13 protein-coding genes are annotated in these 16660 nt (G+C 44.6%); 7 read left to right on the top strand and 6 right to left on the bottom strand.

Going from position 1 to position 16660, the window contains the following annotated elements:
• Window positions 1-29 precede the first annotated feature (29 nt).
• Window positions 30-815 (top strand): AraC family transcriptional regulator, encoded by a 786-nt coding sequence (locus tag QQL36_RS28975; RefSeq protein ID WP_083729673.1) that lies wholly within the window; start codon window positions 30-32, stop codon window positions 813-815.
• Window positions 816-891: 76 nt separating this feature from the next.
• Here QQL36_RS28975 and QQL36_RS28980 read toward each other — a convergent pair whose 3' ends face one another.
• The 4 genes from QQL36_RS28980 to QQL36_RS28995 form a co-directional block, all read right to left on the bottom strand.
• Window positions 892-1752, bottom strand: a complete 861-nt coding sequence (locus tag QQL36_RS28980; protein ID WP_321567665.1) for a glycosyl hydrolase — start codon at window positions 1750-1752, stop codon at window positions 892-894.
• 161 nt (window positions 1753-1913) lie between these two features.
• Entirely contained in the window at window positions 1914-4217 is a 2304-nt protein-coding gene (locus tag QQL36_RS28985) for a phosphoketolase family protein (protein ID WP_321567666.1), read from the bottom strand.
• Between the two features lies 1 nt (window position 4218).
• The gene (locus tag QQL36_RS28990; protein WP_321567667.1) at window positions 4219-5334 is read right to left on the bottom strand and encodes an acetate/propionate family kinase; all 1116 of its coding nucleotides are present in this window, start codon (window positions 5332-5334) and stop codon (window positions 4219-4221) included.
• Between the two features lie 11 nt (window positions 5335-5345).
• Window positions 5346-5894 (bottom strand): hypothetical protein, encoded by a 549-nt coding sequence (locus QQL36_RS28995; protein WP_321567668.1) that lies wholly within the window; start codon window positions 5892-5894, stop codon window positions 5346-5348.
• Between the two features lie 152 nt (window positions 5895-6046).
• Between QQL36_RS28995 and QQL36_RS29000 the strand changes: the two genes are divergently transcribed.
• The 5 genes from QQL36_RS29000 to QQL36_RS29020 all read left to right on the top strand — a co-directional run bounded on the left by QQL36_RS29000 (window position 6047) and on the right by QQL36_RS29020 (window position 11561).
• On the top strand, window positions 6047-6466 hold the full coding sequence (locus QQL36_RS29000) for a response regulator (RefSeq protein WP_083729668.1): 420 nt from the start codon (window positions 6047-6049) through the stop codon (window positions 6464-6466).
• 141 nt (window positions 6467-6607) lie between these two features.
• Complete coding sequence (locus tag QQL36_RS29005; RefSeq protein WP_321567669.1) at window positions 6608-7648, top strand: LLM class flavin-dependent oxidoreductase; 1041 nt, start codon at window positions 6608-6610, stop codon at window positions 7646-7648.
• A 96-nt stretch (window positions 7649-7744) separates the two neighbouring features.
• The gene (locus tag QQL36_RS29010) at window positions 7745-8644 is read left to right on the top strand and encodes a PfkB family carbohydrate kinase (protein WP_321567670.1); all 900 of its coding nucleotides are present in this window, start codon (window positions 7745-7747) and stop codon (window positions 8642-8644) included.
• A gap of 192 nt (window positions 8645-8836) precedes the next feature.
• Window positions 8837-9286 carry a hypothetical protein gene (locus tag QQL36_RS29015; RefSeq protein ID WP_321567671.1) on the top strand — a complete coding sequence of 150 codons (450 nt, stop codon included), beginning with the start codon at window positions 8837-8839 and terminating at the stop codon, window positions 9284-9286.
• A 67-nt stretch (window positions 9287-9353) separates the two neighbouring features.
• Window positions 9354-11561 (top strand): alpha-N-acetylglucosaminidase, encoded by a 2208-nt coding sequence (locus QQL36_RS29020; protein WP_321567672.1) that lies wholly within the window; start codon window positions 9354-9356, stop codon window positions 11559-11561.
• 161 nt (window positions 11562-11722) lie between these two features.
• On the opposite strand, the gene QQL36_RS29025 is transcribed toward QQL36_RS29020, so the two are convergent.
• Both QQL36_RS29025 and QQL36_RS29030 read right to left on the bottom strand, forming a co-directional pair.
• On the bottom strand, window positions 11723-12298 hold the full coding sequence (locus tag QQL36_RS29025; RefSeq protein ID WP_321567673.1) for a hypothetical protein: 576 nt from the start codon (window positions 12296-12298) through the stop codon (window positions 11723-11725).
• A 485-nt stretch (window positions 12299-12783) separates the two neighbouring features.
• Window positions 12784-15981 carry a GH92 family glycosyl hydrolase gene (locus QQL36_RS29030; protein WP_321567674.1) on the bottom strand — a complete coding sequence of 1066 codons (3198 nt, stop codon included), beginning with the start codon at window positions 15979-15981 and terminating at the stop codon, window positions 12784-12786.
• Window positions 15982-16200: 219 nt separating this feature from the next.
• Between QQL36_RS29030 and QQL36_RS29035 the strand changes: the two genes are divergently transcribed.
• Entirely contained in the window at window positions 16201-16650 is a 450-nt protein-coding gene (locus tag QQL36_RS29035) for a DUF6496 domain-containing protein (RefSeq protein ID WP_321567675.1), read from the top strand.
• Window positions 16651-16660: the final 10 nt, after the last annotated feature.

Raw genomic sequence — 16660 nt, forward strand, 5'->3', positions numbered from 1 at the left:
TAAAACATAAGCGGGTCTTTAAAAAAATTATGCAGGAATATATCAGCATGCGCATCGCCGTTCCGCCCACATGGGAACAGGTTTTCTCTCACTTTTACTATGCTGCGAATCTTAGCAGGGTTCCTGTGGAGAAGCATTTGTTACCTGCTTTTCAGTCTATCATGGCATTCAATTTTGGGCCGCCGGTACCGTTGGAATATGGGAATGAGCAGTTCCTGCCTATTGAGAAAACACTGGTACTGGGGCCGGTTAAAAAGTCTATGAAATATACCATGCCTGCTGGGAGCAGGATTTTGGTGGCGAACTTTAAGGATGATGCTTTTTATCGTTTTTTTGGGAAACCTTTACAACATTATTTAACTGATCCGGATAAGTTAATTCAGACGCATTGTTTTGCTGATCTTTGGCAGGAGTTGAATGGAATTGAAGATCCTGCTTTGCAGGTGGAGAAACTATTGGATTTTTCGGGGTTGTATCTTTGTGAGCGGGATCCGGCGGCAGCGAATATTATTGAGAATGGGTTTAATGATAACCCGAAACAAATTGCGGAGAAGACCGCGCAAAGTGAAAGGACGGTACAGCTGAATTATAAAAAGTATTTAGGGTTCAGCTCGAAAGAGGTAAACAGGTATCAGCGGTTTCAAAAAGCCATCGGGATGTTGGAACCCGGAAAGACGCCGGATTGGTTTGAGGTGATGGAGGAATGCGGGTATTATGATCAAAGCCACCTGATTAAAGATTTTACACATTATGTAGGCATGTCGCCGCAGGTGTATTGGCAATTGCAGGATGTGATGTGTAGGGCTGGTAGCTAAAAGTACATTACTCAAAATCAACAACAAAAAAAGGCGCCACCTTTTTGATGACGCCCTTCCTGGAAATGAAAATATACTATTGTGCTGCTTTAATGTTATTATTCGGTTCATGATCCGCATACCATTTCCCCAACGTCGTCAAATTCCCACTCGCATCTATCAATGAAGAAGGCCATAACCGCGCACTCGTCGGTGAACTGGAGAACCATGAATAACGCTGTACATAAGGCAATGAATCCAGCTTGGGTAATAAACGCTGCATAAAACCCAGCACCTGATCAGGTGTATACATATTCCCTTCTACAGTACTTGCATTGTTATCTACAGTAGCGAACTCGGTGATCCAGATTGGCTTATGGTACTTGTTGTACAAATCAGACAATACCGATACAAAATGCGTATCATCCAATCCTACATACATATGTACGCAAATGAAATCTACACGATAATTCTTCACAATACAGGAATCGAGAAAATCGTATATCCATTGCTGTGTAGGCCATGCAGCCGCAGGACTACCCAGTGGTAAACCGATGCTTTCCAATTTAGGCCAGAGTTCCAGGGCTTTTGCCACTGTCATGTTGGATTGATCAGAAAGATCCGGTTCATTGAAACCAAGAATGTACTTTACTTTTCCCTGCGCCTTCAGGTTGTTGACATAAGCGATATTTGCGTCTGTGACATTGCCTGAGCCCCAGAACATGGTGACAAATTCAGCATTTTGTGGTGCAACATCCAGGGGCGCATCTGTACCCCAGGTGTAGAACCAGTTGGCTTTCAATTTTACAATGTTTCCGTTCCAGGTACCGTCTGTGGTATAGGTGCTAAAGCAGGCACCTTTTTTACCGTTGTTCGTACTGGTTGTTGTTGTGTCATCTTTCTTGCTGCAGGCGAATAGCAGGGTGAGGGAAAGAATGAGAAGAGCATTGGTTTTCATAGATTAGGCTACTACAGTGAGTGATTAAAGAAACAAAATTAATAAAAGAAAATCTATATTTATAAAAGTTGAGTAGCCAATCGGAAGTCCAACCCGGGGTACTTGCGCAGCACCAAACAAAAAATACTCACTGCACCAGATGGTAAAACCTTAAAAGAACACTAATCACTCCATTTCCAATTAGTTATCTCTGGCATATCTTCTAAATGCGCTCTTATATATGCATCATGCTCTGCTAATTTATTTTTAAATAAATCAAGCACAGTTGAAGCTTCCAAACCGGGCACCCGCCTGATCGCCTCCATCGCCAAATGATACCTGCTCATATTATTCAACACCACCATATCAAACGGCGTTGTCGTTGTTCCCTCTTCCATAAACCCTCTCACATGAAACCTCACCGGATCCGGCCTTCCATGCACCAGATCATGTATGATCCTCACATATCCATGGAATGCAAATATCACAGGCTGTGTATCTGTAAATAAATCAGTAAACCGCTCCGGCTCCATACCATGCGGATGACTCTCCTTAGGAGACAATGCCATCAGGTCTACGACATTCACCACCCTCACTTTCAACGATGGTAAATGTTTTCTCAATAACCACGCTGCCGCCACCGTTTCCAATGTAGGTACATCTCCCGCACAACCCAAAACAACATCCGGCGCTCCATCATCACCATTCCCCGCCCACTCCCACACCGAAGCACCATGCGCACAATGCTGTATAGCCGAATCCATATCCAGCCATTGCAACTCTGGTTGCTTACCAGCTACGATCAGGTTTACATAATCACGGCTACGCAGACAATGATCCAATACTGACAATAAACAATTTGCATCCGGTGGTAAATAAATCCTGATCACATTGCTCTTCTTATTCACCACAGTATCTATAAACCCTGGGCCCTGATGACTATACCCATTATGATCCTGCCGCCAGCTATGTGATGTCAGTAAATAATTCAATGATGCCACCGGTTGCCGCCACGGCAATTCCCGGCAGGTCTTCAGCCACTTTGCATGCTGATTGAACATGGAATCAATGATCGTTACGAACGCTTCATAACAGGGGAATATCCCATGTCTGCCTGAGAGCAGATACCCCTCCAGCCATCCTTGACACAGATGTTCACTCAATACTTCCATCACTTTTCCATCATGAGAAAGATGATCATCATCCGGCAGGATCGTCTCTGCCGTCATCCGGTTTGTTACTTCAAACACCGCTCCCAACCTGTTTGAATTCGTTTCATCCGGACAAAATAACCGGAAGTTATTATTCGCTAAAAAAACATCTCTTAGTAACTTCCCTGCCTCTACTGTCGTCTCTGCCGTAGTCTCCCCCGGCTTTACTACAGGCAAGGCATACCTGCGAAAATCAGGCAAATGTAAATCCTCTAGTAATTTGCCTCCATTTGCATATGGTATCGCACTCATGCGCTTCTCTCCTGATGGAGGTAATTCCGCTAATGAAGCAATCAATTTGCCATTCGCATCGAATAATGTTGATGGATCATAGCTTCGTAACCATGCTTCTAATAATGCCAGTTGCGCAGGGTCTTTTTTCACATCCGTCAATGGCACCTGGTGCGCTCTGAACGTACCTTCTATTGCTTTCCCTTTCCACTCCTTTGGCCCGGTCCACCCCTTTGGTGTACGCAAAATGATCATTGGCCAATGCTTCTCACGTGAAGAATTTTGTATCGCCCTGATCTGTGCATATGCCAGATCTAACGCACCTGCCATCAAAGTATGCATCTCCATCGGATCATCTCCCTCCACAAACAAAGTCTCATATCCATGCCCTGCAAATAAATCCGCCAATGCACCATCAGACATCCTTGCCATCACTGTAGGTCCTGAAATCTTATATCCATTCAGGTGCAGAATAGGCAACACCGCACCATCTCTTTTTGGATTCAGAAATTCTATCGACTTCCAGCTACCTGCCAATGGCCCTGTCTCTGCTTCTCCATCTCCCACTACACAGGCGGCTATCAGATCAGGATGATCGAACACTGCCCCAAAAGCATGTGCCAGTGAATATCCCAGCTCGCCCCCCTCATGTATAGACCCGGGTGTATGTGCGCTCACGTGACTGGGTATACCTCCCGGTGTAGAGAACTGTCTGAAGAATAAATTCAACCCTGCCTCATCCTGTGTAATATGCGGATAGATCTCCGAATAAGTACCTTCCAGGTATGTATTGGCCAGCATTGCCGGCGCCCCATGTCCCGGACCACAGATATAAATAATACTCGCCTGTGTTTGCCGGATCAATCTATTCAGATGTACATAAATAAAATTCAGTCCCGGCGAAGTGCCCCAATGCCCCAATAACCTAGGCTTTATATGTTCGGCCTTTAATGGTTCTTTCAATAACGGGTTCGCCTGTAAATATATCTGGCAGGCTGCCAGATAATTCGTCGCTTCCCAATAACGATGCAGTAATTCTAACATATTATAAGAAGGTTTGCGTGTGTTGTGCAATCATTAACTCTTCATTGGTTTTCATTACCCGAACGGTAACCTTGCTATCATTCGCGGATATCATATTTGCTTTCTCTTCGTTGGCCTTTTCATTGATGACTATACCTAAAAATTCAAGTCCTTTACAGATACGACTTCTGATCGTTGCTGCATGTTCGCCGATCCCTCCTGTAAATACCAATGTATCTACGCCTCCTAATACCGCCGCCAGCGCACCAATCGTTTTACGCACATGATAGCAGAACATGAGAATCGCTTCTGCTGCCTGCGGATGCGTATCTTCCTGCTCCAGTAACTGCTGCACATCCCCACTTTCTTCTGACACCGCTTTTAATCCCGATGATTTGTTCAGCATACGCGACAGCTCACTCCCCGTCATACCTTTTTCTTCTAACAGGTACAGCAGTACCCCGGGATCCAGATCGCCCGCCCTTGTGCTCATCATCAATCCTCCTATAGGTGTCATGCCCATAGTAGTATCCAGACTCCTGCCCTCCTGTATGGCGGCACAACTGGCCCCATTGCCCAGATGCGCAACGATGACCCTACTGCCCGGTGATAACGGTTGTAACTGCTGCATAATGGATTCATAAGACAATCCATGAAATCCATAGTGGATCACCCCCTCCTTCCACAATGCTCTTGGCAATGGATAGTGTCGTGCTTCAAATGGCATATGCTGATGAAAAGCCGTATCAAAACATCCTACCTGCTTTAGAGCTGGAAACGCCTCCTGCAATGCATGTATCACATCCAGCGAAGGGGGTATATGCAAAGGCGCCAAAGGAACCAGCTCTTTCAAAGATTGTAAAACACCATCATCCAGTATAACCGGTTCAAAATGTTTCTCACCACCCTGTACAATGCGATGCCCGATAATACGCACATCATATGAACGGGCACGCAGCACTCTCACCACCTCTTCTGCCGCCTCCTTCATCGTCACCGCACCATGCTCATGTCTTTCCTCGCCAATCTTGGTATAACCATCTATTACATTGCCCAATAAAAGCTGTTCCAGTTTTAAAGAATACAGTGCAAACTTCAGACTGGAAGATCCACAATTAACCGTCAATATCGTTTCCATGGTAGAACATGTTATTTATCCAACCGGGTATCCAAATCCACATCATCAGGATTCTCCACAACCGGCACTTCGCGGTCTACAGAATGCCCCATAATGGGGTTCATGTAATTGTTGTATATGCTGAGTAATCCATCCACCACATTGTCAGGTCCTAAAATCGGACTATAGGAAAAAGCGTAGGAAATGTCTTCGACATCCTCTTCTTTTTTCATGATGAAAAAACTACTTTTTATGAAGGATCCCGCATTTTCCGCCACCGCAGCTATGGCCACAGGCGCTAACCGCATCCATTCATCCGCCCATATTTCAGATGCAGGACGCCCTAGTACAGAAGGATGTCCCTTGCCCGCAAATGGAATGAATGCATCGTTGTAAAGATGTATGAATTGCTCTCCCCACCAGATAAACATAGGTTGCACCGAAGTGAGCATAATACGTACAGCAGTGCGTAAATGAGGTGGCCATGTATCAGGAGTACCGATGATATTGTTTTCCCATTGATAGATGTGCATCAATTGTCCGGTCTCCCCACCATTAACAAATAATTCTTTAGGGTCCATGCGTGTCTTTTACAATACCTACTCACTAATCATGCCTAAGCAATATAGGCACCGTTAATAATAATTAACATCTTATTAGTCATTTTTTGAGTATTTTAGATACTTCTTTCTTACATACACCACTCTTCTGCTCACCTTAAATTTTTAACCATATGATACAGCAGCAGACAGTTTTAATCATTGATGACGATGCAGATGACAGGCTTTTTTTGACAGAAGCAATCACAGACGTTGTACCCGGATCACGCACGCACAGCTGTAACAGCGGTATAGAAGCCCTGGACCTGTTGAGTAAAAAGAAGATCGCCTTACCTGATTTTATTTTCCTTGACCTGAACATGCCAAAGATGAATGGAAAAGAATGTCTCGTGGAATTAAAAAAGCTCCTGCGTCAGACCCTCACCAGGATTATTATTATGAGTACATCAGATATGAAACGTGATATTGACGATGCACTCAAACTTGGTGCTCATTTATTCTTAACAAAACCCGGCACTTACACGGAACTGTGTAACCATGTGAAGAAGATCTTTTACTGTAATCCGGCTCCTCTTAGTTTTGATTTGAAATAGGTAATTTCATTGAATTTGAAGCTACAGTAATCCTGTAGCCAATTTATTGCAACGCCATAGTTTCCCCCGGGAAACCAGGTGTCCGTTTTCCATTACCTTTTATTGTCCGATCTTTGCGCCACGAAAAAAAAGGAGTAAACAATGGAATTCGGTATCAGCACTTTTGGAGAAGTTACACCAGACAATGTACCTGGCAAGGCGATAAACGCTCATACCCGGATGCAGGAATTACTGGCAGAAGCCAGACTATCCGACGAAATCGGATTGGATGTATTTGCCGTTGGCGAACACCACCGGCCTGACTACATTATATCTGCACCAGAGGTCGCACTGGGAGCTATTGCCGCGGTAACTAAAAATATCCGTCTATCCAGTTCGGTAACGGTATTGAGTTCTGCCGATCCGGTGCGTACTTTCCAGAACTTTGCCACGCTGGATCTAATTTCCAATGGCAGGGCCGAAATTATGGCTGGCAGGGGTTCTTTTATTGAATCATTCCCCCTGTTTGGTTACCATTTGAATGACTATGATGAGCTATTCATTGAAAAACTGGATATGCTCACCAAAATAAACAATAACGAAATTATCAGCTGGCAAGGCAAGTTCCGGGCACCTATCCGGGAAAGAGGAATATATCCCCGTCCTTATCAGGAAAAACTGCCTATCTGGCTCGCGATCGGGGGTACCCCCGCTTCTGCTGCCAGAGCTGGTAAAATGGGACTTGGAATGACTGTAGCCATTCTGGGAGGCTTACCCAAACAGTTCGTCAATATCGTAAAATTGTTCCGCCAGTCCGCAGCCGAAGCCGGTCATGACCTGACCACTTTGCCACTGGCCATCAATTGCCACATGTATATCGGGGAAGACGGCGAAACCGCTGCTAATGAGTTCTGGCCTGTGTACGAAAAAATTATGAACCGTGTTGGGGAAGAAAGAGGCTGGCCCCCTATCACCCGTGGTCAGTTTGAGTACTTGCGCTCTCCCGAAGGCCCCCTTTTTGTGGGCAGCGTGCAGGAAGTAGTAGACAAGATTGTATATCAAAGCAAACTGTTTAATCATACCCGCTTCCTGGCCCAAATTCTCAAAGGAGATATGCCACACAATAAGATACTGAAATCCATTGAGTTATTTGGCAGAAAAGTGTTACCAGCTGTACATTCCCTATTGCAGGCCGAACAGTAAAATTCAATACCAGTCATCCTGAAAATTCTTGGCAATAGACGGGGTTATATTTACATTTGCACCCTGTTAGGATCAACGCTATAAACCGGACTAAGCATGTATGACATTTGTTGTATAGGACATATTACATTAGACAAAGTAGTAACGACCCGCTCGGTAGTACATATGCCAGGTGGGACTTCCTTTTATTTTTCCAGTGCCATCCGGAATATGGATGTGAAATATACAATGGTAACCGCACTCGCTACCAAAGAGATGTACATTGCGGACGAACTGAGAGCAAAAGGCACTGAAATCGTGGTACTGCCCAGTACCAACACCCTCTACTTCGAGAACATTTACTCTGAAAATCAGGATCATAGAACACAACGTGTAAGTCAGCTGGCAGATCCGTTCACCCCGGAACAACTGTCTGATATGGATGCGCGTTTCTTTCACCTCGGCCCACTGGTAGCAGATGATATTCCGGTATCTGTGATCAGGGAACTGGCAAAGAAGGGGAAAGTTTCCCTGGATGTGCAAGGGTACCTGCGTAAGGTCGAAAATGAGCAGGTGATCCATATTGACTGGCCAGCGAAAAAAGAAGCACTACAATATGTATACATCCTGAAAGCCAATGAATCCGAAATGGAAGTGCTGACCGGTACAAACGATGTACGCAAAGGCGCGATCACTTTAGCTTCCTGGGGCGTGAAAGAGGTGATTATTACCCTCGGTAGCCGTGGTTCTGTGGTGTACAAAGACCAGACTTTCTACGATATTCCCGCTTATATCCCAACTACTTCGGTAGTAGATGCCACCGGATGTGGCGATACTTACATGGCAGGTTACCTGTACCAGCGCGCGAAAAACGCAAATCCGCAGGATGCAGGAGAATTTGCTGCCGCCATGGCGACTTTGAAGATCGAAGGATCAGGACCATTTAGGGGAAATGCGGAAGATGTGACAAAGTTCCTTGCTGCTAATCACAGATTTACGTTTTCACTCACGGCTTAATTGCCTGTAAATAATTGATGGACAGACCCGTTTGCAATATTGGCAAACGGGTCTTTTTTTCGTAATAAAATCCCTGTTTACAGTGAGTTTATATATTGTGATATTATTTAAATTCGTTCCAATAACCGGATTCATCTATTAATCTGGCACAATTTTACAGGTCTATAGCAAGATGAATAAAAAATTACGACCATGAAACAGATATTTCTAGCTTTAGCAACATCAGCCGTCTTATTCGCATGTCACAACTCAGCAGATCAAGCGGCAATAGAAGCAGCCAAACAAGAGGCTGTGGATTCAGTAAATACGGCAAACGCCATCAAACAACAGGTCATTGACTCTGTGAATGATGCAAAGGCTGCCGCACGTGAACATCATGCCGCCGTAGCAGCTCAGAACAATAGCAGCTCGTCTGCTACTACCAGCTCCGCTACGACAACGACTACCACTAAGAAAAAAGGTTGGAGTCATACCGCAAAAGGTGCTGTAGTAGGTGCGGGTGCGGGTGCCATCACTGGTGCAATCGTTAACCCGGATCATGTGAAAGGTGCTGCCATCGGTACAATCATTGGTGCTGGTGTAGGTGCTGGTACAGGTGCGATCGTGGATCACGCCAAGAAGAAAAAAGCGGCTAATCAATAATAGAGAATAACACATTTTGATCCCGGCTACAGCAATGTGGCCGGGATTTTTTTTATCTTTATCTCCTATGCAACTATCTTTTCGTACATCCCTGCTTTTTACATTCATTTTTCTTGGCTTCAAGGCCATCCCGACGGTAGGTCAGGACAAGCAAGCCATTGACGACCTGGTGAAAAGGATCATGCGATCACAGGCTATGCATTTTCAAACCCGCTTTATCCCACAGGAAAAGGGGCACGATGTGTTTGAACTTGAATCGCAGGGCAATACCATCCTCATAAGAGGTAGCAATGGGCTGAGTATAGCAAGTGCGCTCAATTACTATCTGAAAAATTATGCGCATTGCGATATCAGTTGGAACGGGACCAATATGGACCTGCCAGATCCATTGCCAAAGGTGCCAACAAAAGTGCATAAACGAACACCTTATCAATATCGTTACTACCTGAACTATTGTACGTTCAACTATACCATCAGCTGGTGGAACTGGGAGCGCTGGCAATGGGAGATTGACTGGATGGCGCTGAATGGCGTGAATATGCCACTGGCACTGACAGGCCAGAACTCGGTGTGGAGCCGGGTGTACAAGAAAATGGGATTCACGGATAATGACCTGAATAGTTTCTTTAGCGGACCTTGTTTCTTTAACTGGTTCTGGATGGGAAACCTGGATGGATGGGGCGGTCCACTGCCACAGCAGTTTATGAAAGACCAGGAAGACCTGCAGAAAAAAATTCTTGCACGCGAAAGATCATTAGGTATGAAGCCTGTACTCCCTGCATTTACAGGGCATGTGCCACCGGCGTTCAAGAAAAAATTCCCAAATGCAAAGGTGAAGAAAACCAACTGGGATGCGGGTTTTGATGATGTATATATCTTAGAACCGGAAGATCCGATGTTCTCAAAGATCGGGCAGGAATTTATTGAAGAAGAGACAAAGACTTTTGGTACTGACCATTTTTACTCTTCTGATACTTTTAATGAGAACTTACCTCCTACCAACGATTCTACTTACCTGCATACAATCAGTAAGAAGATCTTCCAGGCCATGATAGATGCAGATCCTAAGGCTATCTGGGTGATGCAGGGATGGATGTTCCATTATCAAAAAGATTTCTGGCATCCGGCTCAGATCAGGGCTTTGCTCACGGCAGCGCCGGATGACAGGATGATCGTGCTCGATCTGTTTAGTGATAACTTCCCTGTGTGGAACAGAACGAATGCTTATTATGGTAAGCAATGGATCTGGTGTATGCTGCAGAACTTTGGTGGTAATATTGGGATGTATGGCAGGATGGATCATGTAGCGCACGATCCGGCAAATGCCCTGCATGACTCTACAGCGGGGAACCTGGTAGGTATTGGTTGTACACCGGAAGCGATAGAACAGAATCCTGCCATGTATGCATTGATGATGGATAATGTATGGAATGATCAGCCGATTGAGCTGGATAGCTGGTTAAAAGCATATGCATGGCGCCGTTATGGCAGGCAGAATGCAGATGCAGATGCGGCATGGGCGATCTTACACAAAACAGTGTATGATGGTGGATTGACGGAAGGTACGCCAGAGAGTATTCTGACTGGCAGACCTACATTTGATACAGTGGCACATCGTACATTGACACATTTGAATTATGCACCGGGCAATTTGTTGCCGGCATGGGATCATTTGATTACAGCCGCAGATGTGTTGAAAGGAAGTGATGGATTTAGATATGATATTGTGGATGTGACAAGACAGGTGTTGGCGAACTATGCGGATTCTTTGCAACAGCAGGTGGCAAAGGCTTATAAGGCAAAGGATGGCGAACACTTTAAGAAATATAGTGCGGAGTTTTTGGTATTGCTGGATGATATGGATCGTTTGCTGGCGACGAGGAAAGATTTCCTGCTGGGCAGATGGCTGGCGGATGCGAAGAGTTGGGGAACGAATCAGCAGGAAAAAGCACTGTATGAGATGAATGCGAGGGATTTGATTACGTTGTGGGGAGATAAGAAGAGCCCACTGCATGAGTATAGCTCAAGACAGTGGTCAGGGTTGGTGAAGAATTTTTATGCGGCAAGGTGGAAGCAATTCTTTGATTATGCGGGAGAGAGTTTGAAGACAGGTCAGCAGATGGATTTGAAAGGGTTTGAGGAGAAGATGCAGGATTGGGAATGGAATTGGGTGAATGCGAAGGAAGTGTACCCTGTGGTGACGAGGGGTGATGCGGTTGGAGTGGCGAAGGAGATACATCATAAGTATCGGGAAATCCTTAAAAAAATATACTAGCAAATAAAAATATACCAGCAAATAAAAAAGCTTTTGCCAAAGGCAAAAGCTTTTTTATTTGAGCGAGGCCTGCGGCCGGCTTTGAAAGAAAGTACTTCAGGCTTTAAAGAAAGCACTTCAGATAAAGCACTTATGTCATTAAAGTAGCGATTCTTTTAGCCCTATATCTTTCCAGTAGCCAGTAATGATTTTATTTTTTCTAACTGTTCTGGTGTGGTGTACTCTACAAAAATCTTCAGGTCAAAACAACCGTAGTTTTTAAAGACAGTTAAAGTAGTTGTACCTCTGGCTGTTTTGGCAGAAGCGCCTTTCAGGTGTTCGGAGCCGATGGTGAGTTCTCCGTTTTCTTCTCCTTTAGGTTGTAAATCGGTCAGTGCGAAGCTGATGGCAGCACCGGCACCTTCTTCGGGCATTACGTCACGGATGGTGAAGAGAGCACCTTTGTTGGCCTGAGCATCTGCAAGGGTCAGGGTCTTTTGACGGACCATGTCTTCGGGTGCATTCTTACTCAGGGGTACGTAGTACTGGATCCTTCCTAAGGAAGTTTGTAAGTACCATCCGTTGGGCAGGTTTAAGGAGAAACCCAGTTCTTTGTTTTCATACTTCCAGTTACCATCGAAGTGACTGGAAAGCTCGCCGGTGGAAATGGCGGTAGTTTTCGTACAGCTACTACCGCATCCTGTCCCTATCAGACAGGTGATAATAGCTGCTAATAACAGGAATTTTGCCTTTGGCATAGGGTGTCATTTTTGGTTTTATAGCACGGGAATATTCCCTATATATTATTAAGTAGTTATTTCATCAGGTTAGACATTTTGGTTTATGACATAGGAGTATCCCATGCATGAACACTTAGTTTTTCAACAGGATTTAGTAAAATTTTGGCTTATGGCACGGGAGTATCCCCCATGCATATAAAATTAGTTTTTCAATTGGATTCAGTAAAATTTGGACTTATGGCATAGCAGTATCCAATGCATGAACACTTAGTTTTTCAATTGGATTCGGTAAAACTTTGGTTTATAGCACAAGAGTATCCAATGCAAATAAAATTAGTTTTTCAACAGGATTCAGTAAAACTTTGGTTTATAGCACAGGAGTATCCCCCATGCATATAAAATTAGTTTTTCAACAGGATTCAGTAAAACTTTGATTTATGGCACAAGAGTATCCCCCATGCATATAAAATTAGTTTTTCAACAGGATTCAGTAAAATTTTGGTTTATAGCACAGGAATTTCTCCAATACATTTACAATCAGTTATTTCAATAGGATCAAAAAAAACTTTCGCTTGTTGAATATAACCTTTGAAAATACGGGTTCCGGGAAATTCTTCATTACGTCCTAACGTCCATTTATTCCCTACGGACAGGTTAACTGGCGTGTCCAGTTTTGTCTCTCCTTTCAAAACGCCGTCGATATATAACTTAAGCCCCTGTTTATCACATACTCCGGCAATATGATGCCAGTGGTTCAACCAATGTTCCGGTAAAGGTACGGTAATATCTCCCCTGCCCCAACCCCCGGCAAAAAAACTTAACATTCTGCCGTTAGTAATCTGGAGAACATGGGTGTCTCCTTTAGAGAATACATCGACAAGACCGGGGGTTTGTTCAGTTGGGTAAATCCAGGCCATCATGGTGAGAGTGGTGCCTAATTCATCGAGAGAGCGGGCGTTAGGGACCTCGATGTAATAGTCCGGGCCAAAGAGGGGATTTGCAGCTTTGGGAGAATTGCCGGAGGCAGAAATACTTTGAGAGTTGTCAGAAGCGACAGTATTGCCAGAGGCAGTAACATGCTGTGATTTCTCAGCAATAATAATCTGACCATTGCCTGTCCCTTCCTTCGAATTTTCAGATCTAATTACCTGACCATCATTCTCAAACCCAGACACATCCTTCGTCCCTTCCAAAGACAATAACAAAGACTCCATTGGATCCTTATACACCTTAAATCGCTCGCTGATCCCTCCAATACTCACCGTCTGCCACCCAGTCACTACCACCTTTACCTGACAGGTCACTACCTTTTGCTCTCCTGGCTCCAATATCAGCTTAGCTGTATAAAATACTTTACCATTCAGATTCACGGGAATTGTAAAAGCCTTTTTAGTCCCTTGCTTATTCATCACAGCAAAGGCAATATGTTGCACGCTATCCTTCTTAATCAATGGTTTTAATACCAGGTCAGAAATAACCGGCGCTACATTCGCCAAAGGCACTTTGAGCTGTACGGTACGTTCCGCCTGTTCATTCAACTGCAATATGTTCTCCCCTGCTTTGTACAGGTATACCTGAATCGAATCACGGAGCCTCGCCCCTTTGCCGATCAGGCAATTCTTTGATCCATATAGTTTACCATTAAGGGTCACTTTGATCCTGTATACCCCGGCATCCCCATTGTTTATTAATGTAAACCCAATTGGAAAAGGTTGATCAGGCGTAGCAACCGAATCCATACTTATCTCCGTCAGTCTGATGACAGTACGGTTGACATTGTCGCGGGTTACTACCGGTACAACACCTGTTTCAAATTCCAAAGTACCACCCCGTTTGATGAACTCATGGGCCATATTCAACCCCTTGTACGCCACACCATTCAGTCGCACCTGTTGTACATAAGGCGCATGCGTATCATTGCTTTTGATGGTCAGTACCTTCCCCTCTTTCAGGTGGATCTTCATTTCACGGAAAGCAGGGATACCCAATGCATATAGGGGTTTACCGGGTGCCACAGGATACAATCCCATCGCACTGAAAATGTACCAGCTGGAAGTTGAACCCAGATCATCATTCCCTGGCAACCCACCCGGTGTATTTGAAAAACGATCCTTCATGATCTTCCTTACCCACAACTGGGTCAGGTCTGGCCTGTTGGCATCATTGAAAAGGTAAGGAACATGGAAAACGGTTTCATTGTCAAAGATGATATGTTGCTTTTCAAGGGCCGTATCCAACCGGAGAGAAAATAACTCATCTCCCCCCATCCTATTGATCAATTCACGGGGGTGCTGCGGTACGAAGAAAGAATACACCCATTGATCACCTTCTTTATAACCGGTATTACCGGGATTGAGTTTGAACACATCCTTATTGCGTGGCAACAGGAATAACGAAGGGATGTGCAATAATTGTTGGAAGGCTAAGCTCCTGTCGTCACTCACTTTTTCATGCATTGCTTCTTTTGCAAACAGGTTCAGCGCCCAGTCATCGTAGGCATACTCTACGGTACGGGTCACAGATTCAGGATAGGTAGATGGTACATAACCCAGTTCGTGATAAGCAGGCATATCTGCTTGCAGGTAAGGCGTGTCATTGATGCTTTTTTGCATCGCCTTGTATACTTCTTCCTTATCCATCGGGATGCCTTTGAAATAAGCATCGGTAATGATAGGGATGGAATGATTGCCCGTCATACTCTCTGTAGGCAAATGACCGGTGCTGTGATAAACGTCCAGCATAGAGCGGATCATGGCTGCCTGTAGATCAGGATACAGTAGACTGAGCAACGGGTGCAAAGTGCGGAAAGTATCCCATGGGGAAAAACCACTGTATTTACCTTCATTCAGCCATGGTAATAAGAGGGAATGATAAAGGGCGGTGTAAAAAATGGCTTTGCCTTTTTCATTGTCATCATTGATCTCTACGACTGATAAAAGGTCGTTCCATTGCTTATAAGTAGCTGCTCTGACAGCATCAAAGGAACGCTGTTCATTGCCGATCCGTGCTTCAATAATAGTTGTACCTTTTGGAAATGTATAGACGGTGCCATTGGTTAAGACTTGCTGTTCAATGGGCTTTATGTTAAACTGAAGTGGGGTGCTTGTAAAGATGTGAGGTGTGCCCTTAGCTGAAAAGTTCGCAGGCTTGTCCTTAGCTGAAATATTCTTAGAAGTGCCTTTATCAGGAAAGACCTCAGGCGTGCCCTTATCCAAAAATGTAAACCTAAAAACCCCACCATCACGAGAGGCCGTCATTTCTACTAAAGTCTGGTCATCTCTGAAAAGGACCTTATAATAACCCGGTTCCGCATATTCATCCTTGTGAGAAAAACGACGGCAATAGTGATCAGCATCAAATGACTGGCTGTTACTGACAGGCATTACGAATACGCTCCCCGCCGATCCACCGGGAAAACCACTATGGTGATCCTCACAGGTGAAATAACAAATGGAGCTATCCTGGTAGTCATAGCCTTTAGCCCCCGTCCTTCTCGTCTCCGGTGTCAGTTGGTAATAACCGTGAGGAGCCACAGCACCGGGATAGCAGCCGCCCTCATTCCCCCATTTAGTCAGCACTGCACTTTTGGTCGTACCGATGAATGGGTTGACATATGCTACCGGAGATTTTACCTGGGCACCTGCGGCGTTGGAGAATAAGATCAGTAGCAGGATGTAGCGGATGTTGGCTGTAAGATTCACTATGACGTTGTGGTTTGGGCGTAAAATATAAAAATTCTACAACAGTGTGTGCAAAAAAGGACACATCCCACAAAGAAATTGAGTACTGGTAAGCTCATCGGGGGAAATGACAGATAGAATTGAGTATAGGGATTTTATTGTAATGCATAAATAACTGTTGGCATAGTATTCGTCCCTATTACGATATATGTTATTTATTAATCCTTAAATTTTTTCACAATGGCAAAGTATTCAAGAAAAAGCGGAGAAAAAGTGGAGAAAGTAATGCATGAAATGCATGAAGGAAAGTTGAAAAGCGGAAGAAGTGGCAAAAAAGTAACGAATCCAAAACAAGCAATAGCAATAGGATTGTCAGAAGCGAGAGAGGAAGGTGCGAAAGTGCCGAAGAAGGCGGGTTCAAGCGCTACTAAGAAGGCTACTACGACCAGGAAATCAACGGCTGAAAAGGCCACTCCCGCGAAAAAAGCAACAGCGAAAAAAGCGGCACCTAAAAAAGCGACAGCTAAGAAAGTAGCTGCAAAAAAGACCACAGCTCCAAAAGCGAATGCAAAAAGAGCTACCGCGAAAAAGGCGACTGCCGCTAAAAAAACTACGGCTAAAAAACCAGCCTCAGGAAGAACTACCGCAAAACGTGCTACCAGCAAAAAGAAAGCAGCCGCACATTCATAAAAATAATGGG

It is taken from the genome of Chitinophaga sp. LS1 (assembly GCF_034274695.1).
GTDB lineage: Bacteria > Bacteroidota > Bacteroidia > Chitinophagales > Chitinophagaceae > Chitinophaga.